Origin of the sequence: Enterococcus gallinarum NBRC 100675, from assembly GCF_001544275.1 — a bacterium.
Taxonomy (GTDB): Bacteria; Bacillota; Bacilli; order Lactobacillales; family Enterococcaceae; genus Enterococcus_D; species Enterococcus_D gallinarum.
The window spans coordinates 11,918-35,584 of the sequence record NZ_BCQE01000012.1; the positions used below are offsets into that span (position 1 = coordinate 11,918).

At 42.3% G+C, this 23,667-nt stretch carries 23 protein-coding genes and 1 pseudogene; 2 read left to right on the plus strand and 22 right to left on the minus strand.

The window, feature by feature from the left end:
* Positions 1-42 precede the first annotated feature (42 nt).
* The 4 genes from EG2_RS08015 to EG2_RS08030 all read right to left on the minus strand — a co-directional run bounded on the left by EG2_RS08015 (position 43) and on the right by EG2_RS08030 (position 3,852).
* Entirely contained in the window at positions 43-801 is a 759-nt protein-coding gene (locus EG2_RS08015) for an ABC transporter ATP-binding protein (protein WP_060814286.1), read from the minus strand.
* Positions 801-1,685, minus strand: a complete 885-nt coding sequence (locus EG2_RS08020; protein WP_060814287.1) for an ABC transporter permease — start codon at positions 1,683-1,685, stop codon at positions 801-803. The genes EG2_RS08015 and EG2_RS08020 overlap by 1 nt, the downstream gene beginning before the upstream one ends.
* Before the next feature lie 172 nt (positions 1,686-1,857).
* Positions 1,858-2,916, minus strand: a complete 1,059-nt coding sequence (gene trpX / locus EG2_RS08025) for a tryptophan ABC transporter substrate-binding protein (protein WP_060814288.1) — start codon at positions 2,914-2,916, stop codon at positions 1,858-1,860.
* Positions 2,917-3,279: 363 nt separating this feature from the next.
* Positions 3,280-3,852, minus strand: a complete 573-nt coding sequence (locus tag EG2_RS08030) for a hypothetical protein (RefSeq protein ID WP_060814289.1) — start codon at positions 3,850-3,852, stop codon at positions 3,280-3,282.
* Between the two features lie 141 nt (positions 3,853-3,993).
* On the opposite strand from EG2_RS08030, the gene EG2_RS08035 reads away from it, so the two are divergent.
* Entirely contained in the window at positions 3,994-4,383 is a 390-nt protein-coding gene (locus EG2_RS08035) for a DUF1622 domain-containing protein (RefSeq protein WP_003126597.1), read from the plus strand.
* Positions 4,384-4,583: 200 nt separating this feature from the next.
* Positions 4,584-6,281: a fibronectin-binding protein EfbA gene (efbA, locus tag EG2_RS08040; RefSeq protein WP_060814290.1), complete on the plus strand. Its 1,698-nt coding sequence runs from the start codon at positions 4,584-4,586 to the stop codon at positions 6,279-6,281.
* Between the two features lie 253 nt (positions 6,282-6,534).
* Here efbA and EG2_RS08045 read toward each other — a convergent pair whose 3' ends face one another.
* From EG2_RS08045 to EG2_RS08130, 18 genes and pseudogenes are all read right to left on the minus strand, one after another.
* Positions 6,535-7,023 carry a pyridoxamine 5'-phosphate oxidase family protein gene (locus EG2_RS08045; protein WP_060814291.1) on the minus strand — a complete coding sequence of 163 codons (489 nt, stop codon included), beginning with the start codon at positions 7,021-7,023 and terminating at the stop codon, positions 6,535-6,537.
* Positions 7,010-7,954 carry an AraC family transcriptional regulator gene (locus EG2_RS08050; RefSeq protein WP_060814292.1) on the minus strand — a complete coding sequence of 315 codons (945 nt, stop codon included), beginning with the start codon at positions 7,952-7,954 and terminating at the stop codon, positions 7,010-7,012. The genes EG2_RS08045 and EG2_RS08050 overlap by 14 nt, the downstream gene beginning before the upstream one ends.
* Positions 7,955-8,220: 266 nt before the next feature.
* Positions 8,221-8,589 (minus strand): iron chaperone, encoded by a 369-nt coding sequence (locus EG2_RS08055; protein ID WP_060814293.1) that lies wholly within the window; start codon positions 8,587-8,589, stop codon positions 8,221-8,223.
* A 30-nt stretch (positions 8,590-8,619) separates the two neighbouring features.
* Positions 8,620-9,297 (minus strand): carbonic anhydrase family protein, encoded by a 678-nt coding sequence (locus EG2_RS08060; protein WP_060814367.1) that lies wholly within the window; start codon positions 9,295-9,297, stop codon positions 8,620-8,622.
* 149 nt (positions 9,298-9,446) lie between these two features.
* A complete protein-coding gene (gene pyrE, locus EG2_RS08065) occupies positions 9,447-10,082 on the minus strand; it encodes an orotate phosphoribosyltransferase (RefSeq protein WP_060814294.1) in 636 nt (211 codons plus the stop codon).
* The gene (pyrF, locus tag EG2_RS08070; protein WP_060814295.1) at positions 10,079-10,798 is read right to left on the minus strand and encodes an orotidine-5'-phosphate decarboxylase; all 720 of its coding nucleotides are present in this window, start codon (positions 10,796-10,798) and stop codon (positions 10,079-10,081) included. The genes pyrE and pyrF overlap by 4 nt, the downstream gene beginning before the upstream one ends.
* Before the next feature lies 1 nt (position 10,799).
* Complete coding sequence (locus tag EG2_RS19325; RefSeq protein ID WP_071870113.1) at positions 10,800-11,720, minus strand: dihydroorotate dehydrogenase; 921 nt, start codon at positions 11,718-11,720, stop codon at positions 10,800-10,802.
* Positions 11,721-12,509, minus strand: a pseudogene (locus EG2_RS19330) (dihydroorotate dehydrogenase electron transfer subunit); the annotation flags it as partial.
* Between the two features lie 10 nt (positions 12,510-12,519).
* Entirely contained in the window at positions 12,520-15,702 is a 3,183-nt protein-coding gene (gene carB / locus EG2_RS08085) for a carbamoyl-phosphate synthase large subunit (RefSeq protein WP_060814297.1), read from the minus strand.
* Positions 15,703-16,782 carry a carbamoyl phosphate synthase small subunit gene (locus EG2_RS18815; RefSeq protein ID WP_060814298.1) on the minus strand — a complete coding sequence of 360 codons (1,080 nt, stop codon included), beginning with the start codon at positions 16,780-16,782 and terminating at the stop codon, positions 15,703-15,705. It abuts the gene before it with no gap.
* On the minus strand, positions 16,779-18,068 hold the full coding sequence (locus EG2_RS08095) for a dihydroorotase (RefSeq protein WP_060814299.1): 1,290 nt from the start codon (positions 18,066-18,068) through the stop codon (positions 16,779-16,781). The genes EG2_RS18815 and EG2_RS08095 overlap by 4 nt, the downstream gene beginning before the upstream one ends.
* Positions 18,069-18,109: 41 nt before the next feature.
* Positions 18,110-19,036 (minus strand): aspartate carbamoyltransferase catalytic subunit, encoded by a 927-nt coding sequence (locus EG2_RS08100; RefSeq protein ID WP_060814300.1) that lies wholly within the window; start codon positions 19,034-19,036, stop codon positions 18,110-18,112.
* A 41-nt stretch (positions 19,037-19,077) separates the two neighbouring features.
* On the minus strand, positions 19,078-20,358 hold the full coding sequence (locus EG2_RS08105; protein WP_003126613.1) for a solute carrier family 23 protein: 1,281 nt from the start codon (positions 20,356-20,358) through the stop codon (positions 19,078-19,080).
* A gap of 19 nt (positions 20,359-20,377) precedes the next feature.
* Positions 20,378-20,914: a bifunctional pyr operon transcriptional regulator/uracil phosphoribosyltransferase PyrR gene (pyrR, locus tag EG2_RS08110; protein WP_003126614.1), complete on the minus strand. Its 537-nt coding sequence runs from the start codon at positions 20,912-20,914 to the stop codon at positions 20,378-20,380.
* A gap of 242 nt (positions 20,915-21,156) precedes the next feature.
* Positions 21,157-22,062 carry an RluA family pseudouridine synthase gene (locus tag EG2_RS08115; protein WP_060814301.1) on the minus strand — a complete coding sequence of 302 codons (906 nt, stop codon included), beginning with the start codon at positions 22,060-22,062 and terminating at the stop codon, positions 21,157-21,159.
* A complete protein-coding gene (lspA, locus tag EG2_RS08120) occupies positions 22,063-22,521 on the minus strand; it encodes a signal peptidase II (RefSeq protein WP_060814302.1) in 459 nt (152 codons plus the stop codon).
* A complete protein-coding gene (locus EG2_RS08125; RefSeq protein ID WP_003126617.1) occupies positions 22,518-23,225 on the minus strand; it encodes a CBS domain-containing protein in 708 nt (235 codons plus the stop codon). Before EG2_RS08125 ends, lspA begins: the two co-directional genes overlap by 4 nt.
* Positions 23,218-23,625 carry a hypothetical protein gene (locus EG2_RS08130; protein ID WP_060814303.1) on the minus strand — a complete coding sequence of 136 codons (408 nt, stop codon included), beginning with the start codon at positions 23,623-23,625 and terminating at the stop codon, positions 23,218-23,220. Before EG2_RS08130 ends, EG2_RS08125 begins: the two co-directional genes overlap by 8 nt.
* Between the last annotated feature and the right edge of the window lie 42 nt (positions 23,626-23,667).

The following is a 23,667-nucleotide window of genomic DNA, read 5'->3' on the forward strand; positions in this document are numbered from 1 at the left end:
CATTTATTTTTTTCTGCGATTTTCACTGGTAGATTCGGTTTTCTAAAGGTCGTCTTCGAAGAATAGTAATAGATCATGCAAACGAAGTTGCGCTTTTTCTGCTGCGGATAAATCTTTCACGATCTGCCCTTTACGAAGCAAGATCAATCGGTTGCCATATTTTAGAGCATCTTCCATACGATGAGTGATCATCAAGCAAGTCAACTGTTGTTGTTCCACTCGATCTGCAGTGATTTGCATCAACTGTTTAGACGTTTTCGGATCCAATGCCGCCGTATGCTCGTCTAAGAGCAGCAACTTTGGGGTCTGGATCGTTGCCATCAAGAGACTCAATGCTTGGCGTTGCCCACCAGATAAATTTCCTGTTGGTGTATCCAAATGTTGTTCGAGCCCGTTGCCCACTTCTTGACATAATTGATAATAAACATCTTTTTGTGCTTGTAATTGACGCAAATGCAAATTCCTTTTCTGTCCACGACGTTGCGCCAACAGCAGATTTTCAGCGACGGTCATTCGCGGCGCAGTGCCCATTTTAGGGTCTTGAAAGACTCTTGACAAGTAAGCAGCCCTTTTTTCTTCTGGCAACTGCGTGACATCTTGGTCATCGATCAAGATCTGACCACTAGTAAGTGGCAGTGAACCGGATATACAATTAAACAATGTACTTTTTCCAGCGCCATTGCCGCCGACTACAGTCACAAATTCCCCTGGTTGCAGTTTTAAATCTACTTTCTGTAAGAGCGTCTTCTTTTCATGAGGACCATTGCCAATGATTTTGGTTGCTTTATTGATCGTTAACATCATTCATCCTCCTTTTCGAAACCCGTCCGCAAGTGCAGTGCATTTTTGAATTGTGGGATCAATAGACAAAGCGTCAAGACGATCGCCGAAAAGATTTTTAAGTAAGTAGTATCAAAGCCAGCTCTGATCACAAATAGGATCAACAGCTGATAAATGATACTGCCCACAACAATCGCTACGAGCCGCTCCAATAATGTTAGTTCGCCAAATAATACTTCACCGATGATAATAGATGCTAACCCTATTACAATGACCCCGATTCCTTTACTAACATCTGCGTAACCATCATTTTGGGCGATCAATGCCCCAGATAATGCAATCACTCCATTGGAAACAACTAAGCCAATGATCTTCATAGTGTCTGTGTTGATCCCTAGTGATTTAGCCATATGCTCGTTGTCTCCTGTAGCAATATAGGCTTGCCCAAGATTGGTATGGAAAAAGAATAGCAAGATAGCCCCGATCACTAATACCATCACTAATCCGATCAACACAGTATCAAAGTAATTAGGCAAATTTAGCTTCGTGAAGAAATCTTGGATTTTTGGTTGATTCAATAGAGAAAGATTTGGCGAGCGCATCACAAACAGCATCACTGAATTTAGTCCCGACATCACAAGGATTCCAGCTAGAATTACTGGAATCTTGCCTTTCGTATATAAAAGACCAGTTACTAATCCGGCGCACATCCCCGCGCCTACCCCTAAAAGAGTAGCTACTATCGGTGAGACACCTTGCGTGATAGCAGTCACACAGACCGCGCCGCCAAGAGGAAAAGAGCCCTCAGTAGTCATATCTGGAAAATTTAAAATTCGATAAGTCATAAAAATACCTAACCCAAGAATCCCCCAAAGGAATCCTTGCCCAATCGCTGAAACGATCATTTTTTTTCCTCCTCGTTACTTGTTTTTCTATCTGTCTTCCACAACCCTGTTCTGACAGAAACTTCTTTCTGTCAGAACACATACTCTTTAAAAGCAATAGATTTTTTCTTGTTTCTTTATGAAACGTTAATTAACATTGCTATAACCCTTTTAAGAGCAGTAGTTTCAATGGTTAGTCTGTGCTTGATGTTGTTTCGGTCGCTTCGTCAGAAATGAGTCTGGCTTTTTCTTTGAGTGCTTCTGGAATAGTGATGCCAAGAAATTCAGCTTGCTTTTCATTAATGACCGTATCGCCATCTTTGAAGGTATAGATGGGGGTTGTCGCTGGATCAGATTCCCCTTTTAAGATTGCAGCTGCCATTTTACCTGATTGGACACCTAAGCTAAATTGATCTTGACCCACAGTCGCCAAACCACCTTGTTGCACCATCGTTTCTGCAGAGGTGATGATGGGTGTTTTCGTTTTGTTTGCTTCTCCGACAACCGTCTGCATCGCATTGGCAATCGTATTATCCAATGGGATAAAAATGAAATCGACGGTTTCTGCCATCACCTGTACCGTCTGAGCAATTTCATTGCTTGAAGGAACTGCATATTTTTTTGACGTCAAGCCATATTTTTCTGCGGCCGCTTCTGCCTCTGCCGCTTGATACTTGGAGTTATCCTCTGTTGAAGAATATAAGATACCGACTGATTTTGCCTCTGGCATCAATTCTTGAGCTAATTCAAACTGAGTAGCTACCGGCGTTTTATCTGATACACCAGTGATATTTCCTCCAGGTTTATCCATATCAGCTACTAGATTGGCCCCAACCGGATCGGTCACCGCGCCTAAAACGATTGGTACATCCTTAGTAGTATTAGCCAATGCTTGGGCAGCAGGTGTTGCTATCCCTACTAATACATCAGCGCCTTTGTTCAGCAATTGCTGACTCATGGTCGCTAATTTACTTTGATCCGCTTGGCCATTTTGAAATTCGATTGTTAAATTGTCTCCTTCGGTATAACCCGATTGTTTTAACCCTTCTTTGACGCCTCGAGTGATTTCGTCGAGTGCTTCATGACTGACAAATTGTAGAATGCCGACCGTTTTGTGTTCTTTTTTTGCTGTTTGATCCGTAGATTGTTCAGCGGATTCTCCTGTTTGTTTTGCCCCCATTTGGTACCCAAAAGCCGCCAATAAAAATCCAAAAATAACAATAACTGCAGCAATTAATCCTTTGTTTTTCATTTTTAACTCTCCTCGCTTTTTTCTCATTTTTTTTGTTTATACTTGAGAACTAAAAAAAGCAACTGCCGACAATCCGGCAGTTGCTTCAAGCAAAAACCGCATAGACTAATCGTTCTATGCGGTGAAAGATTCATTTACCAGCATAGATACAGCACTTTAGAAGGTTCTCTAAAAAGTTGTATCTATGGATTGAGGTCCACCAATACAACTATCTACGCCAGTTTTGCCATGAATTTGATTGCAATGCGTGAAATAGTCTCATATTAGCTCCTCCTTTTTCCATTTGATTAACTTTGTTTCACTTAGTTTAGCGTATTGATAAAAGAACGTCAATAACTTTTATTCAAATTGTCAGATTTTTTCTTACTCTGCTAATTTGCGTATATTCCACATTGGTAACCGATTCAATTCAGGAATAAATTCTTCTGCAGGATCTTTAAGTGATTGATAAGTAAAACGATTTTTCTCTTGTCCGTTTTCAAAGAAAACAAAGGTGATCTCATTTGCTTTTACACCGTATGTATCTAAAAAAGACTGCGTATCATATACGATCGGATAATAGTACACGGATCGATTCATTTCACTCTCTTTATCTTTAAACAATTGAAACACTTCTGCCAACTCTTCCCCATTCGGTTTACTAAACATCACAGAAATAGCTTTTGTGTCACGGATCGTCTGATCTGCTTCTGCATATTCTAATGGTTCGATCTTAGCAGAAGGCAATTCTTCAAAAGCCATCTTGTGGATCAGCGATGTTTTGATCCTCGTTTGAGAAGTAATAATCACTACAGCAAATAGCACAGCAAGTAGAATACCCGTGCCTAAATAATACATTGTCTTACGCTGATTTTGGTAGACACTTTGGACAAAAGCTTCCCAGCTTTCTCGTATCTTCTCTTTTACCAACTGAAAAAAATTCTCGAATCGCTCCATCCTAACCCCCGCCCTTTTCATCTGCCATCAACCTTATCTTTATACTAGCAAGATGTCTTTGGAGCGTCAAGAAACTTCCCATATAACTTCCCATATTAAGTAAAATTCGATAAGATAGAGAAAAAACCAAAGGAGTTAGTCATGGCTGATCTTGCTGAACTTTTAATGGATAATGCAATCCCCATTTTAGATTTAATCGTCGTTTGTCTGAATCTGCTTTCAATTTTAGTGCTTGTGTGGGGAGTTGTGAAAGCTGGTTTTGATTTTATTCGTTTTGAAATAAAAGCGAAAGACCGTATGAGTGCGGCCAGAGAAAACAATTTTATTCGAAATTTTCTCGGCAGTTATGTTTTGCTTGGTTTGGAGATCTTGATTGCTGCAGATATCATTGAGACCATCATCCATCCGACATTTGCCGATATCGTCCGCTTAGCAGTAGTCGTAGTCATTCGAACAGTCATTTCCTATTTCTTGAATATGGAGATTGAAAAAGCCCTAAAGGATGCACAAAACAATAAAACTGATTCTTAGTGAATGCTTCAATATATCCTAAATCTGATGGGGTATGTCCTACTTGGATCAAGATTGGTCTTTCTGGTTTCTTTTCGTTATAATAGAACTACTCGATTCAATCTGGATTCGTTAATTTTACTTACCTTTATCGGTCAAATGACTTGACCTCAAAAATTGAATGAGAAAAAAGTTTGATAAAACAGAAATGAGGGAAACAAATGTCCTTCGATGGCATCTTTACCCACTTGATGGTTCAGGAATTACAAAATGAACTCGTCAACGGTCGAGTGAATAAAATTCACCAGCCTTATGAGAACGAAGTGATCTTCGTGATCCGTTCTCAAGGGAAAAATCACAAATTATTGCTATCTGCCCATCCGAGCTATGCTCGGATTCAATGTACACAAGCTGCCTATACCAACCCAGAAACACCCCCAACATTTTTGATGATGTTACGGAAGTATTTAGATGGCGCGATTCTGGAAACGATTGAACAAGTTGCGAATGATCGGGTAGTTCATTTCCACTTTACTCGTCGTGACGAGTTAGGCGATTTACAAAACTTTGTTTTGATTGTTGAGTTGATGGGCAGGCATAGTACGATTCTCTTAATGAACCGGGCCACCGGAAAAATCGTTGATACGATCAAACACATTGGTCATTCGCAAAATACGTATCGTACCTTGCTGCCAGGGTCCCTTTATGTTGCTCCGCCAAAACAAGACACTGTTGATCCGTATACACTCAATCAAACAAAAGTCTTTGAAATGCTGTCTCGTCTGGAAGAATTGTCGCCCAAAGTCTTGCAGCAAACTTTTCAAGGATTTGGCAGGGATACGGCAGATGAGCTGATTTCTCGTCTGAAAGAACGACCAAATGAAAAAGTAACCGTTTGGGAAGAATTTTTTGCCGAGCTAGCGAATCCTGTTCCGACCTACTTAAAATCCGGGAACAAAGAATTCTTTACTCCCGTCCCCTTTCATTCACTGATGGATCGAGCGGACTGGCAGGAAACTTACCAGAGTCTAAGCGAATTGCTTGATGCGTTTTATCATGAAAAAGCTGACCGTGACCGAGTAAAACAGCAAGGCAGTGAATTACTGAAAAAAATCGACAATGAGCTGAAGCGAAACAAGCACAAGCTAGAAAAAAGACAGCAAACTTTGCGAGAATCTGAGAATGCGGAAGAATTCCGACAAAAAGGCGAGCTTTTAACGACTTTCATGGCGCAAGTCCCTCGAGGTGCAGGCGAAGTGGAATTAGCCAATTACTATGATGAGAACAAACCAATAAAAATTGCCTTAGATCCGGCCTTGACACCCAACCAGAACGCGCAAAAATATTTCCAGCGTTATCAAAAGCTGAAAAATGCTGTCAAACTGATTCATCAGCAAATTGCTGAAACAAAAGATGAGATAGCCTATTTAGAATCAGTAGAAGCACAGTTGGAAATTGCCGCACCGAAAGACCTTTTGACGATTCGCGAAGAACTTGCTGCCCAAGGATATGTCAAAAATCGGACAAAACAACGGAAAAAACAATCTCCCTCGCAGCCGGAACGTTTTCTCTCTTCTGACGGAACGGAGATTCTGGTAGGCAAAAACAATCTGCAAAATGATCAGTTAACTTTAAAAACGGCACGTAAAACAGATTATTGGCTCCATACAAAAAATATCCCCGGGTCTCATGTGATCATTCGGTCGGATTCGCCTAGCGAAGAAACAATCTTGGAAGCCGCAGAATTAGCTGCCTACTTCTCGAAATATCGCCACTCCGCACAAGTACCTGTGGATTTGGTACAAGTCAAACATATTCGCAAACCAAATGGTGCAAAACCAGGCTTTGTGATTTATGAGAACCAGACGACTTATTATGTAACGCCTGAGGAAACAATTTTGGATTTAAAACAAAGCTAACGCTGTTCTTTTGCTGATTTTCCAAAAAAATGGGCAAAGAATAAACAAAAAATGACCCACTTACATGTCTCTAACGCACAGCCTTCTCGTCAAGCGCTGAGAATGGTTGGATAGAACAATCCGTAAGTGGCTCATTTTTTATGGAAAAATACTTGGAAACGCAAAGAAGCGCTTGGACACATCAGCCAAGCCATTTCATAGAAACAACGCTAGCCCAGATGACTGATCAATGGTATCGATGCATTGCTGGTGGTTAAAAAGTATCATTTTGATCGATCATGCGCTTATTTTCAAAATCAAAATGATAGAGCTTTTCCCAGTGATTGATATTCAATGTCCCTTTCATTAACCGAATGGCAAGAAAACAACAGCCTTGATCCGCTTCATCATTAACTTCATCGTACCAAACAAACGCCTTGCGAATTTTCTTTCTCAGTTCCGCATTTTTTGGGTCCAAGACCCATCCTAGATTTTCTCCGAAGCCATTAGCGGTAAACCATTCGCCACAGACTGCGATAGAAACTTCGGGATTTTCTTTGATTTGCTGGATTTTGTTGGAGCTTTCATGGGTCGATACATAAAAGACACCATTCTCATAATAAGCATCGACATCCCGCACCACAGGACGAGGCAACCCATTTTCACCGGAATTGCGCGCAATCGTTGCTAAAGAGATCAAATTGTCCTTGTCGTTACCAAACTTTTCTTCCAGTAATGTTAGCCCCTCTTCATAATTTATCATTTGTTTTTCCTCCTTGAAAATTTTCTCTTGTTTTAAAAGGAATCCATAATTCGACAATCATGATCTCCGTTTGCGATTGTCGATAAAGCTCAGGAAAAAAGCCATCCGCTATCAAACCGTGTTTTTTTAGCCAAAAACGAGTATACCTCATTGCCTTACCCATCCCGACGATCATTTGTGCTTTAGTCGTCTCAAAGCTGCAAACAACATAGTCACGAGCCGGTAATGTCCAGCTTGTCAGATGGCTCATTTCTTTCTCATATCTTCCAGTGACAGATTCTGCCCCGACAAAATAACTGGAATGACCTGCTGGTGCCCCTCCTGGATAGGAAACACCAATGAGCGTCTCTGCTCGCAAAAACGAATGATTGGCGCAAGCGTGAAAAAAGTCTTGCCAAATCTTTTCAACTGGATCTATGCCGGTTCTTTCTCCTAACATTTTGCCGTACTTGAAAGGATAATAACCAACGATACCATTGAAAACCCGCGGCTGATCCATTTTTTTCTGCTGGATTGCTAAGACGACTCCTTCACTGATCAACGGTTCCCCTTCCTCTACCACAATATGGCTAAGGGATAAATCTGGTTTATCGAAATTTTGTAATGGGAGCAAATGTTTCTGATAGTGTGAGGGTGAAATGCCATAAACTTCTTTAAACGATCGCGAAAAAGAAATAGGATTATTGAATCCAACCTCCAGCGCAATATCAATGATTCGCCGTTGCTGTTCTTGTAAATAGGTTGCTGCTACAGCCAAACGGCGTAACTTGATATACTCTCTGACTGAGGATTTGACTAATCGCGTGAATAAACGCTGATAATAAAACGGCGACAAAGCAGCAACTTTGGCTAACTCATCAATTTCGATTGTCTCAGCTAAATTTGCTTCAATATGGTCCAATGTTTTCTGTATGGCTTCCCATGCATGCATAGAAGTCTCCTTTCTCACACTATAAAACAACTAAGAGAAAAAAGCTTAGCGGCCTCTGCTCTTTTTTTCTAAAAAAGATGTAATTGTACTTTCATTCACAATCGTCGGTATTTTTAAAAGGATTTTCGTGTATTTTCCACTATTTTAGCATAATGCGATCGCCATTGGCTGATGATTCCGGATTTAAACCAACAAAAAAAAGACGATTGATTCGTCTTTTTTTGTTGGCCATTCAAATTTACTTTCAAAAACTACTCAACGACTATCTAGCGCCAAAAGGTTTGACAATCCGCTTTGTCTTCCATATTAAAACGGATAATGTCGAAGATCAGCTTTTCGTCAACCGGCTGATCCCATAAAATACGAAAAATGTTTTTTGTTTGTGAGTAGCCACTTGCTTCAATGCGGGTATTGAACAAGGCCATCGTTTTCACTTCTGGCGAGACTGAGAAATGTTTCTTCGAACTGCTAATACCCAAAATGAAGGTTCCATGATCCGTAAACATCGGCTGGTTCCAAGCAATTCGAGTCTGCAAATCCGGGAATTCAGTTAATATATGTTCAAATAACGGCTTCAGGACTTTTCGCTGTGCCTCTGACAATTCTTTTGTTAGGTACTCTTGAAACTGATCCATTTCGTAGCCTTCCTTTCGCTCGCTAGACCATCAGTAAAAGTAGATTGGTCGGTCTTTTCGATCCTGCAATGGACGATTATTGTTTTCCAAAACTTCTTCACGAAATTCCAGAATAAAGCGACGACTCATCTCACCTACCCAGTCAAATACAAACCAGTTGATCGGACCTTTGGTCGGAGGAGTTGTCAAAGAACCCACATAGTGAAAATGGTGGGTCATTTCCGGTAAAAACATCGATGGGTCAAACCATTGGGTATGGTTTTTGAAATCCCAAATACTATCATCTTGCTGATTACAGATCCAATTTAATTTATCTGTTAACCGGAACAAAATACCGACTACTAAGTTTTCTCCTTGTTCATTCATATGTACCAAATGAAATTCAAGTTCTTGCTGCTCATCATCGATGATATGCTCAGAAGGCATATGAAAATGAATATCCGTCAGGTAGTAATTGATGCCTTGAAAGGTCACGTAACTTTCTTTATTATATGGAACAAAATGAATCGTATTTTTAAATTCTTTTTCAGTAAAGCGTTCCCGATGGTAATGGAAGCTTAAATCCTCATCGACAGGTTCCTCTGTATCGTCATGGTAAAGCGCAATGGGCGATTGCAATGGAAACTCCGCTCCTTCAGCATACCAGTCACACAATGTGTGCCAATACTCAGGACCATTCTCCCCAGAATAACTCCATGGAACATCCATATTTCTTTTCAATAAAACTGCCTCCCTATTGAAACTGGCTGCCTTTCAACTGCCAGATAACTTTTGATGAATCGTCTCAAATCGTATCAGAAAAAAGATAAAAATAAAACGAATATGCTCTTGGATCACTCCAGGCATATTCGTTGTTCTTATTTACCAGTCCAAGTTTGAGGTGACTGTTTCCATTGCTGCAGCAATGCAATATCTTCTTTTCCGATATAGTCCATCTCTAATGCAGTATCGATCATTGTTGAATAGTTGGTCAACGTCACTAATGGCAGCTGGGCCTTTTCAAAGTTGGTTAATCCCTGCGGCAATTCATAGGTAAAGATCGCTGCCACCCCCAGAACATTCGCCCCTTCGCGAGCGGCTGCTTCGCAAGCTTCTAACACACTGCCGCCAGTAGAGATCAAATCTTCGATCACAACCATTTTCTGACCTTCTGTGATACGTCCTTCGATTTGGTTTCCTTTGCCATGATCTTTGGCTTTGCTGCGGATATAGACCATTGGCAAATCAAGAATATCTGCCACCCAAGCGGCATGAGGAATCCCAGCAGTAGCTGTCCCCGCAATTACTTCAACTTCTGGAAAGTGTTCTTTGATTTGCGCAGCTAAACCACTGGCAATCGCTTTACGTACAGCAGGGTAACTCATTGTCATACGATTATCACAATAAATCGGGCTTTTGATGCCGCTTGCCCAAGTAAATGGTTCATTTGGACGTAAAAATACTGCTTCAATCGTTAAAAGGTCTTTGGCAATTGCTTTACTGATTTCTGTCATTGAATAGCTTCCTTCCATGCTTGTTTAATTTCTTGGTAAGTATCAAAAGGTGTTGCAGATTGTGTGATTGGTCGACCGACAACAATCGCAGAAGAACCAATTTGTCTTGCTTTTGCTGGTGTGACGATTCGTTTCTGATCTCCGGCATCACTACCAGCCGGACGAATTCCTGGGGTTAAGCACATAAATTCAGAATTGGTAGCTCCCTTGATGGCAGCTGCTTCTTGGGCGGAACAAACCACTCCATCTAATCCTGCTTTTTCTGCACATTGAGCATAATGACGCACGCTTTCTTCTAAAGAAACAGAAATAAGCTGTTCTTGCTGCATTTGTTCTTCGCAAGTAGAAGTCAGCTGTGTGACAGCAATCAATAACGGCACATTTTGGCCTTCCTTGGTGCCATTTTGCAGTCCCCGCTTTGCTGCTGTCATCATCTCAATACCACCCGCCGCATGAACATTGGTGATCGCGACCCCAAGATTTGCCAAACGTGCCATGGCCCGCTCGACGGTATTGGGAATGTCGTGAAGTTTTAAGTCTAAGAAAATGTCATGGCCTAATTCTTTTAACCAGCTGACGATTTCTGGTCCTTCTTGATAAAAGATTTCCATACCGACTTTGACGAATAATTTTTCTGTTTTAGGAAATTTCTCTAAAAAAAGCTCAATTTCTTTTTTGCTTGGAAAATCCAAAGCAATAATTGGTCGTTCAATCATCTTAATGCCCCTCTCTTACTTCCTTGATCAACTGTGCCAAAGATTCGATGCCTAATTCTGCCATTCGTACAGGCAATTCTTCGATCAACTTGGGACAAATGTAAGGATCGGTAAAATTTGCGGTACCAACTGCTACCGCACTCGCCCCAGCTAAGTACATTTCTAACACATCATCAACCGTCATCACACCGCCCATGCCAATGATCGGCAACGAAGAAACTTGTGCCACTTGTTTGATCAAACGAATCGCCACTGGCTTGATGGCTGGGCCTGAGAGCCCCCCGGTCTGGTTGGCCAAAATAGGACGTCGTGTCTTCAAATCAATGCGCATGCCCAATAACGTATTGATCATCGTGAAACCATCGGCACCCCCCGCTTCGATTGCTTTGGCAATGGGTACGATATCGGTCACATTTGGCGATAGTTTGACATAGATCGGTACTTGGGAAACGGCTTTGACTGCTTGGGTCAGTTCTTTCGCCACTTGAGGATCGGTACCAAAAGTAATACCACCATGTTTGACGTTAGGGCAGGAAACATTTAATTCAATGGCTTTTACATTCGGCGCTTGACTGATTTTTTGACAGACAGTGACATAATCTTCTTGAGTGGAACCAGCCACGTTTGCGATGATCGGCAGATCTGGATGCTTTTGCGCTAACTCTGGCAAAATGTCTTCCATGACTACTCGAAGGCCAGGATTTTGTAAGCCAATCGCATTCAACATGCCGCTTGGTGTTTCAGCCACTCGCGGTGTTGGATTGCCAAAGCGTGCTTCTGGGGTCGTGGCTTTGATCATGACGGCACCGAGCTGACTGATATCATAATACTTGTTGTATTCTGCGCCAAAACCAAAACAGCCACTAGCCGGCATTATGGGGTTTTTGAGCGACAACCCCGGTAATTCAACAGCTAAAACCACTTAAATAACCACCTTTCCAGCTTGAAAAACAGGACCTTCGTCACAGACTTTGACACTTTTGGTCCCTGTTGGATCATCGGCTTTGTGACAAACACAAGCATAGCAAGCACCTATCCCGCAAGCCATGCGAGATTCCAATGAAAGTTGCACATTCGGACAGTCTTGGAAAAGTTGTTCAACCGTTTTTAACAAGCCATTGTTGCCGCAGGCAAAAACAGCCACAGGTTTGCTATCGGCTGCTAACAATAGATTACCGACATTCCCTTGAACGCCATAGGTGCCATCATCCGTTGCGATTCGTGTATCCCCTAGAGCTTGAAACGCCTCTTCGTAATACATGACTTCCGAACTAGCAAATCCCAAAAAATGAATCGGCCGTACACCTTTTGCGACTAATTGTTTGGAAAGTACGTAGAGTGGTGGGACACCGATACCACCACCTACGATAAAAACAGTCTCATCTTTTTGTAAATCTTCGATATGAAAGCCATTCCCTAGAGGGCCTAAAACATCCAATTGATCCCCGCTTTGCAGATGGGCAAACCGCTTGGTTCCCTCCCCTTCTGTCCGATAAATGATGCGACAACTTTGGCTTTCTTGGTCGATCCAGCTAATGCTGATTGGTCGTCTCAAGAGAAAGGCATCATCAGGCACTCGGATATGCAGAAATTGTCCCGGTGTGGTCATTTCTTGAACGAGGGCACCAGAGAGAGTCATCTCGTAGATTCGCGGTGCGAGCATTCGCTGTTTTGTAATGGTCATTCGTTCTTGTTTCATGAGCTGTTTTCCTTTCTGACTGCTAGATTGCTTTCGTTGAAAAACCTCTTGATTCCATTACTTGAAGAATGGCATCAGCGGTATCTAACGAGGTAAAGAGCGGCACCCCGTGCTCGACTGCTTCCCGGCGAATAATAAATCCGTCTTCAGTGGCTTTTTGACGATTTTTATCCATTGTATTGACCACCACTTGTGTCACGCCTTTTCTGATGAGATCAACGACAGTTTCATCTTCTGTTTCAGAAATTTTCGCTACCCGAGTGACTGGCAAGCCATAGCCTTCAAAGTAATCGGCTGTTCCTTTCGTCGCCAAGATCGAGAAGCCGATTTCGAAAAAGCGCGCAGCTAACACGGCGGCCTCTGCTTTGCTTTCATCCGCTACGGTAAAGAGAACTTTCCCGAATTCCGGAATATGCAAACCAGCTGCTTCGAAAGCTTTATATAAAGCTTTTTCTAAGTTTTTGTCTGAACCCATGACTTCACCGGTTGATTTCATTTCCGGACCTAAGTAAGTATCGACTTTTTGTAACTTGGTGAAAGAAAAGACCGGTGCTTTGATGTGAACTTCGTTTGGTGTTGGATAAAGACCATCACGGTAGCCCAGATCCGCCAATTTTTCTCCTAAAATCGCTTTTGTCGCGATCTGTGCCATAGGAATCTCTGTGACCTTGCTCAAAAATGGAACGGTTCGGCTGGCCCGAGGATTGACTTCAATGACGTAAACTTTTTCCTCGTGAATAACAAATTGAATATTCATCATTCCGACACAATTCAATCCCAATGCTAACCGTTTCGTATAGTCTTCGATGGTGGCAATCGTTGCGTCAGAAAGGTTTTGCGGCGGATAGACTGCCATCGAGTCACCTGAGTGGACCCCTGCTCGTTCAATATGTTCCATGATTCCCGGAATCAAAACCGTCGTGCCATCACAAATTGCGTCAACTTCACATTCTTTCCCTACTAAGTACCGATCGACTAAAACAGGGTGTTCGGGAGAAGCTTTTACTGCATGCTTCATATAATCTTCCAGATCCGCTTGGTTCTCAACGATTTCCATTGCCCGACCACCTAAGACATAACTCGGACGAACAAGGACCGGATAACCGATACGATTAGCGATCGCCACTGCTTCCGTGGTATTTGTTGCAGTATCTCCTGGGGGCTGTGGAATAGCTAATGCCTGTAACGCTTGTTCAAAGAGATCACGGTTTTCAGCACGATCGAGGTCTTCGATACTAGTACCTAAGATGTTGACTCCTGCGGCAACTAATGGCTCCGCCAAATTGATCGCTGTTTGACCCCCAAATTGAACAATGACCCCAATTGGTTGTTCCAGTTCGATCACATGCAAGACATCTTCTAGTGTCAATGGCTCAAAATACAATTTATCGGAAATCGAGAAGTCTGTCGAAACGGTTTCCGGATTGCTATTCATGATAATGGCTTCATAGCCCGCAGCCTGAATCGCTTTGACCGAGTGTACTGTTGCATAATCGAATTCCACACCTTGACCGATGCGGATTGGCCCAGAACCTAAGACTAAAACAGATTCTTTTTCACTGCGAACACTCTCGTTCTCAAACTCATACGTACTATAGAAGTAAGGCGTTGCCGACTCAAACTCAGCGGCACAAGTGTCCACCATTTTGTAGACGGGAAGCAACTGATTTTCCTTACGGATGTCTCGAATCTCTTGTTCTGTCATCTGCCATAGTTCAGCGATCTTTTTGTCGGTAAAACCATTTTGTTTTGCTCGTTTTAATGTTGTAAAATCTTGGCTGTTTGCAGCAAGTTCTTGTTCGATTTCATAGATGTGCAGCATTTTATCCAAGAAGAAAAGATCGATTTTCGTCATTTCATTCAATTCTTCAATGGCATAGCCGCGGCGAATGGCTTCCATTACATAAAATAAGCGATCATCTTGCGCTTTGATCACCTTATCGATCAAGTCATTGTCTGAAAGCTGTTCTAATTCTTTCATTTCAATATGATGTGTGCCGATCTCTAATGAACGAACAGCTTTCAACAGAGACTCTTCGATGTTCCGACCGATAGCCATCACTTCACCGGTTGCTTTCATCTGTGTCCCTAAACGGCGTTCGCCGGACTCAAATTTGTCAAAGGGCCAACGAGGGATTTTGGCTACCACGTAATCCAATGCCGGTTCAAACTCGGCATAAGTTGTTTCTGTGACAGGATTTTTCATTTCATCTAATGTCAACCCAACAGCGATTTTGGCTGCCAATTTCGCAATCGGATAGCCTGTGGCTTTACTTGCCAGAGCAGACGAACGGGAAACCCGAGGGTTCACTTCGATCACATAGTAATTAAAGCTGTGAGGATCAAGGGCTAATTGAACATTACAGCCGCCTTCGATTTTCAATGCGCGAATGATTTTTAAAGAAGCATCCCGCAACATTTGGTATTCATGGTCAGAAAGAGTTTGACTTGGTGCAAAAACGATTGAATCGCCCGTGTGAATTCCGACAGGATCAAAGTTTTCCATGTTGCAGACAACGATGGCATTATCAGCGGAATCTCGCATGACTTCATATTCGATTTCCTTGTAGCCGGCAATACTGCGTTCGATCAGACATTGCGTCACTGGTGACAGTTTTAGACCATTCTCAGCAATCACTCGCAATTCCTCTTCATTATTACACATACCGCCTCCGGTACCGCCAAGGGTAAAGGCTGGACGAACGATGATTGGATACCCAATCTTAGTTGCAAAAGTAACTGCTTCTTCCACTGTTGAAACGATCTCCGATTCAGGAATCGGTTGATTTAACTCTTCCATTAATTGCTTGAATAGATCACGGTCTTCTGCTTGATCAATCGCTGCTAATTTGGTTCCTAACAACTCGATTTCCAACTCATCCAAGATGCCGGAATTGGCTAATTCCATCGCCATATTTAAGCCGGTTTGACCGCCTAATGTTGGCAAGATCGCATCCGGACGTTCTTTTCTTAAAATCCGGGAGACAAATTCGAAAGTGATTGGTTCAATATAAACTTTGTCTGCAATTTCTTTATCGGTCATGATCGTCGCTGGATTTGAGTTGACCAGCACAACTTCATAGCCTTCTTCTCGCAATGCTAAGCAGGCTTGCGTTCCTGCATAGTCAAATTCGGCTGCTTGGCCAATAATGATCGGTCCAGAACCGATAACCATGATTTTCTTAATATCTGTACGTTTTGGCATTTAGTTCTGCTCCTTCCATGCATCGATCATTTCTAAAAATTCATCAAATAAATGTACGCCATCATGAGGTCCCGGTGCAGCATCTGGATGATACTGAACACTAAATGCTGGGTAGCGACGATGACGGACACCTTCAATGGTTCCATCATTGACTTCCACATGAGTGATGATCAGTTTCTCTTGATCAATCGATGCTTCTGCTACTGCAAAACCGTGATTTTGTGAAGTGAAATCAATTCTTCCTGTAGCGATTTCTCGAACGGGATGGTTCAATCCTCGGTGACCGAATTTCATTTTGTAAGTATCAGCACCATTAGCTAAAGCAAACAACTGATGTCCTAAACAGATACCGAAAATTGGTACTTTCCCTTGGATTTCTTGAATCATTTTGATGGCTTCAGGGAGGCTTTTCGGATCACCAGGTCCATTGGTTAGCATGACACCATCTGGCGCGAGATCCAAAATTTCCTGTGCGGTGGTATTGTAGGGTAAAATCGTCAGATTACAATTTCGTTGAGAAAGTTCTCTTAGAATGCTGTGTTTCAAGCCAAAATCGATCACGACGATATTTCGTCCTGTTCCTGGACTTGGATACGGCTTTGAAGTTGAAACTTGTGCCACTTGATTGGTTGGCAAAACGGCTGCTTTCAATTGATCAAAGGCATGAGCAAATTCATCATTGGCATCCACGATACTAGCTTTCATCGTTCCAAATTGGCGGATTTTACGAGTCAAAGCCCGAGTATCGATACCTGCGATTCCCGGAATGTTTTTGCGCTTTAGAAATTCGTCCAGGGTCAATTGTTTCCGCCAGTTGCTGGCTACACGAGCATGTTCTTTCACTACAACACCTTTACAAGTCGGCGCGATCGATTCATAGTCATCCCGATTGACACCGTAGTTTCCTACCATTGGATAAGTAAAGGTGATGATCTGACCATTGAAACTTTGATCCGTAATGGTTTCTTGATACCCTGTCATACTAGTGGTAAAGACGATCTCGCCATAGACATTGACCTCTGCGCCAAATCCCTCACCTTCAAATAATGTGCCATCTTCCAAAATCAACCAGCGTTTCATAAAATCCCCCTACCTTTTTGCCAAACTAATTTTCCATTGACCAATGTATGGGTAGTATCCCCATATAATGGCCAGTTATTAAATGGTGTGTTTTTTCCTTTTGAAAGAAATTGATCCGAATCGACAGTATAAGCTGTCTCTAGATCAAAAATCGCAAGATCTGCCGGAGCTCCCACCATTAATTTGCCAGCTTTCAATCCAAAGATTTCAGCAGGCTTCTCGGTCATCCAAGCCACCGCTTGTTGGAGTGTAAAGCGGCCCGTTTTGACAAAATGCGTATAAATCAATTGAAAAGCATATTCTGAACCGACGATTCCAAATGGTGCTTTTAAAAAACTTTGCATTTTTTCGTCATAGCCATGTGGCGCGTGGTCTGTTGCGATACAATCGATCGTCCCGTCCAGTAATCCTTCGATCAATGCCTCGCGATCTGCTCTGCCTCTAAGCGGCGGATTCATTTTCCAAAATCCTTCATCGCCAGGGATATCTTCATCGATCAAAAGTAAGTGATGGGGGGAAACTTCTGCCGTCACATGGATTCCTGCTTGTTTGGCTTCACGAATGACCCGTACACTTTCTTTTGTCGAAACATGACAGACATGGTAATGGGCCCCGGTTTCTTCTGCCAACAGCACATCCCGGGCAATTTGTGATGCTTCTGTGGCACTAAGAATCCCCGGCAAGCCAAGTTCTTCTGCTCTCTTACCCGCATGCATCACACCGCCAAACAACAGAGAGTCATCTTCGGTATGGGCCACTAATGCCATCTGGTTTTTGGCTGCTTCTTTCATCGCCAAGTACATCGTACCAGCCGTTTGGACGCCAACACCATCATTGGTGAATGCAAAAGCGCCGGCTTCTTTCAATGCTTTTTGATCCGTTAAAACTTCACTACGTAATTCTTCTGTGATAGGTGCATACTGCAAAACATTAACCACTGCGTCTTCTTGGATACGTTGGTAGACTTGTTGCAATTTTTCTGCGGTATCTGGCACAGGATTTAAATTTGGCATGGCACAAACAGTAGTGAAACCGCCACGAGCGGCTGCCATACTTCCTGTTTTGATCGTTTCTTTGTATTCAAATCCTGGCTCTCTGAAGTGAACATGAACATCCACTAATCCTGGAGTGATCAGTTGTTGCTTTGCATCGATCACTTGATCGAACCCTGTTTCTGAAAAAGTCGTTCCGATCGCTTGGATGATACCATCTTCGATCCAAATTTCTGCAGGGATACAATGATCACCGTCAGCGATGATCTTTCCGTTCTTAATGAGTGTTTTCATGTTGCTTCCTCCTCTATCTCTATTGGTCGCGTTTCTTATAATTAAGCTTTGCCATTCAATACCGCTTCTAAAATTGCCATCCGGACAAACACGCCATTCGTCATTTGCGTGACAATTCTTGAACGCAGCCCTTCAACTAATGGATCTGCCAGTTCAACATCACGATTGACTGGAGCCGGATGCATGATGATGGCATGGTCTTGCATTTTTGCTGCACGTTCCACTGTCAATCCATAATCCCGTAAGTAAGCCTCTTTTGAGAAACTTTCTGAGCCATCATGGCGTTCGTGTTGGACCCGAAGCATCATCATCACATCGACTTGATCCACTAATTCATCTAGAGGCAACCAGTGTCCATACACTTCAAATTCATTGTCATACCATTGTGGCGGGCCAGAAAAGTAAACTTTGGCACCTAACCGTTTGAGCATTTGCATATTTGATTTGGCGACACGGGAATGGGTGATGTCTCCGACGATCGCTACTTTCAGTTGATCAAAGTGGCCAAATTCTTCATAGATCGTCATTAAGTCTAATAAGCATTGCGTGGGATGCTGTCCGCTGCCATCGCCTCCATTGATAATGCTGCATTGGATCGTTTTACTTTGGATCAGCTCGTCATAATAATTTTCATCCCCGTGGCGGATCACAGCGACATCCACGCCTAGTGCTGACATTGTCAGCACGGTATCATACAGTGTTTCGCCCTTTTGCACAGAACTCGTTGAGGAGTCAAATTCAATCACTTCAAGACCTAATTTCTTTTCGGCTACATCAAAACTTTTGTGGGTTCTGGTACTATTTTCAAAGAAAAGGTTCGTAGCAAAGTATTGTTCTTTTTGTGGCATCCATTTGGCCCCTCTTTTAAATTCCTGCCCTCTGCGGATAAGCCCCATCACTTCTCGATCTGTTAATGCTTCAACGGTCAAAAGATGCTTTAAACTGATTCTTTCTGATTGGATGATCATGAATAATACCTCCTAGTTTTTCCCTTTTAGTTGACTGCTAGCTATTGTTCTTCACTACGTGATGTTTCTGGCAAAATTAGATTTAAAATGATTCCTAAGACAGTTGCTAATGCCATGGCTGATAAGGTGAATGTTCCGACCGTAAAGACAAGGCCGCCGATTCCGATCACTAGGATCACAGAAGCAATGATCAAATTCTTTTTGCGGTCAAAATTGATTTTATTGTCGATCAAGATTTTCATCCCGCTTGCAGCAATGACACCGAATAATAGGAAGCTGATTCCAGAAATGACCGGATTTGGGATGCTCAAGATCAAGGCACTCAATTTTCCGACAAATCCTAACAAGACAGCCAAGACAGCCGCACCACCGATAACAAAGACACTGTGCACTCTCGTAATGGCCAAGACACCAATGTTTTCACCATAACTTGTCACAGGGGGTCCTCCAACGAATCCAGCAACGATTTGCGCAAAGCCGTCTCCCATCAATGTTTTGTTTAATCCGGGTTCTTCAAAAAAGTTACGCTTTGTTAGTTTATTCAAAACCATCAAATGGCCAATATGTTCTGTCATCGTGACAAAAGCGATAGGCGCCATCGTCGTGATTGCATTCAAATGTAGCGTTGGCTTGTATTGAACAAAGGGAATTTCGAAGCTTGGTAATGAGAACCAAGCAGCATCAATGATTGGCTGCACGTCTACGATCCCAGCAGCTAAAGCTACTAAGTAACCACCAATGATCCCTAGTAAGATAGGAATCAAGCCAAGAAACCCTCGCAAAAACATGTTGAAGAAAATCGTCAATCCCAATGTAACCAATGCAACTAAGATAAATTTAAAATCATAGATGTCCCCATTGTACATTGCGTTTTGAGCGGCATTAGCAGCTAGTCCTAACCCGATAACCATGATCACAGGCCCTACGACGATCGGCGGCAAAATTTTATCCAGCCATGCAGCACCAATCTTTTTGATGATCAGAGAAACGATGATGTAAACCAGTCCTGTTGTAACAGCTCCTTGGGCGATTGCCGGGTAGCCGTCTGATTTCATCAACATTTGCATTGCAGCGATAAAAGCAAAGCTGCTCCCTAAGTATGCGGGAATCTTTCCTTTCGTCGTAACGAGGTAAACAAGTGTCCCCAAACCGGAACTTACTAAAGCGATACTTGGGTTGATCCCAACTAGGATCGGTACTAAAACAGTTGCTCCGAACATCGTGAATAAATGTTGAAGACTTAAGCCTAACCAAGGCAATGCCTTTGGGCGATCATTGATATCTAATACCACATCGGTATTGCGAAATTCTTGCTTTTCCATGTGTCTGTCACTCTTCTTCCTACTCGTTTTCTTTATTGATCATTATTCGATCAGAACCGTCAGATTCTTCCATTTCAACAATGATTTGTTCGCTTAATGCCGTTGGAATATTTTTCCCTACAAAATCTGCCCGAATCGGTAATTCTCGATGCCCTCGATCGACTAGTACTGCTAGTGAAATCCGGCGAGGACGACCGAAATCCATGATGGCATCTAATGCTGCCCGGATGGTGCGCCCTGTAAACAACACATCATCGATCAAGATGACTTCTTTGCCATCGATTGCTGTTGGAATGTCAGAAGAATGGATCTCAGGATCTTCATCTGATTTTTTATCGTCTCGATACAATGTGATATCCAGTTCGCCAACGGGGACTTCTACTCCTTCCAATTGTTTCAAGCGTTCAGCAATTCGTTGTGCTATATAGATTCCTCTAGTCTTGATTCCTACTAAGACAAGGTCATCAATCCCTCGGTTGCGTTCGATGATTTCATAAGTGATTCTGGTCAATGCTCGTTTCATTGTTACTGCATCTACTACTTCTTTGGTTGGCATTTCGTTCCCTCCTAATTTTGAACATAAAAAAACTCCTGCCTAGTGAGGCAGGAGGTATGTTTTCCGATCATACTTTCTGGTGCTATATACAGCGATCCAGAATATGCGCAATCATCCAGCAAGTTTTCGATGCTCCAACGCGGGAGTCGTCTGCTTGCTCATTTCCTTCTTAGCCTCACGGGACTACACTTAAAGGAGCTATTTATTTGTTACACACACTATACAGTTCTTTGAAAAAAAAGTCAATCATTTTTTCGCAATTTTTTTAAGGTTTCCTCAAATAGTTCAGGTAATGGAGCTTCAAAAACCATTGATTCTCCAGTTGTCGGATGGGTAAATCCTAACAGTTTGGCATGTAGGAATTGGCCGTTGCCTTTCAAGGTCTTTTTAGGACCGTACACAGGATCGCCGGCTAACGGAAAGCCAATGTATTGCATGTGGACCCGAATTTGATGGGTCCGACCCGTTTCTAACTGTAATTCGACTAAAGTAAATTGATCAAAACGTTCCAAAACTGTAAAATGTGTCACAGCTGGCTTACCATCTTCTTGCACTGCTTGCATCTTGCGATTCACTTTGGAACGGCCAATCGGTGCATTGATCGTGCCTTTTTCGTGAGAAATATTTCCATGGACCAGCGCAACATACTTCCGTAAAGAAGTTTTGTCTTTCAACTGTTTGGCTAACGCTTCATGGGCATGATCATTTTTGGCAATCATCAATAGCCCTGACGTATCCTTGTCGATACGATGAACAATTCCTGGTCGTACGACATCATTGATCGAAGATAAATCGGTCATATGATACAACAATGCATTGACCAGCGTTCCGTTAGAATGCCCTGCCGAAGGATGAACGACCATTCCTTGCGGTTTGTTGATCACGGCAACATCTTGGTCTTGATACACGATCGTCAAAGGAATATCTTCAGGTTCCAGATCTAGGGTCTCTGGTTCTGGTACTTGAATCACTAACTGGTCACCAGCTTTTACTTTGTAATTTGCACGAATTGGATCCCCTTGACAGGTGACCGCACCTTCTTTCAACCATTGTTGAATTTGCGAACGGCTCGCTTCTAGACGATCTGCCAATACTTTATCGACACGCCCTTTTTCTTCATGGATCACTACTTCAATTTGATTATTCATTTATTTTCCCTTCACTTCATCATCAACTAACGCATAGATAAAAATCAATAACACGCCGATCACTAACGACATGTCTGCAATATTAAAAATCGGAAAATTGATAAAATCTAGCTGAAACATATCCACGACGTACCCCAAACGCAAGCGATCGATAAAATTTCCGATCGCTCCGGCTAAGATAAAGGATAGTCCCAATCGAAACCATATACTGCTTTTGCGATGACGGATCAACAAATAAGTTACGACAATGACGGCGACAACCGTGATGATCGTAAAGAAGGTCATCTTCCCTTCTAGGATACTCCATGCGGCACCGGTATTCCGAATATAAGTTAGTGAAAAGACATGGTCGATCAACGTTTGAACATCACCTAATTCAAAATTGCTGACGATCCAAAACTTCAACCACTGATCAAGTCCAACAATTATGGCACTTAGTAAAAAAAACAAAGCTATCATCTTTTTTCCACACTTTCTTCGTTAAAAATATCCCGCGGACGAACGATGCCTAATAAATTTCCATTAGGATCGCCATTTTTTGTGATTAATACCGCTTCAAGTAAAGCATTTTTATGGAACAGGTCTTCTACTTCAGTGACCGTTGTTGTCGCGGGTACAAACTGATAATTGGACTCTTTACCGTCTTTGATCAACAAGTCTTCTGCTTTACGCCCTTCTAATCGGATCTCTCCTTTTAGACTTTCTTGAGCAAACCAGTATCCTAACATACGTAAAGTGATCAACCCAACAAAACGTCCTTTGTCATAGAGTGGAAATTGTGAAAACCGCTTTTGAGCGACGATCTTCAAGATTTCTTTCAGCGCCAACGTTTTTTCAAAACCGGTCACTTTTTTACCAAACTTAGGTAAGACCGTTTCAGGCTGCAACAAGGCCTGTTCGATTTGTTGGATTCGTGTCACTACCCATTGATTTGGCTCGGCGATCACAAAATTTTCACCGATTTTTTCATGAACGATGGCGTTCCGCAATTGGGCCATCTGCAATAAATCTTCTTCGTATTTTTTGATGTCTCCTTGCTTCTGTTTTGAAAGACGGCGAACCATCTCTGAAAAACCCATGTTACGAGGATTACCCAAATCGTCCCTCAATTGTTTTTCGATTCGATTGAAACTACTCAAAAAAATATCTGCTCCGCTAGCCATTTGTTACCTCCTCAATTACATACGCTTGTTTGCTATAATAAAGACCTAAACATAGATAACCTGCTAAATAAAGAAAGATACCCGAAAGGATAATGGACAACTGTCCGCTGCGAGTTAAAAACGCGATCATTAGAAACAGACCAATATAAAACAGCACATAAAAAGAAATCAGTCGCGGATTCATTTTTATTTCTAATGGAGTTTCTGCGTGTAAATCAGCCAACGCAATTTCTTTGCTTTTTAGGATGGAAAATCGGACAGACAATCGGTTGTCAGGATTGAGATTCAGCTCGACGGTTTCTTGATGATTGATTCTGGCGACTTTCTGACCATCCACTAGCAAATCCAGCGGACTCCCCATCGCGTAAAAGCCGGTATTTCGTATGATTTTACGTTTCATCGTTTTATACGCTCCAATTTTATCAGTATACTTTAATTTTCT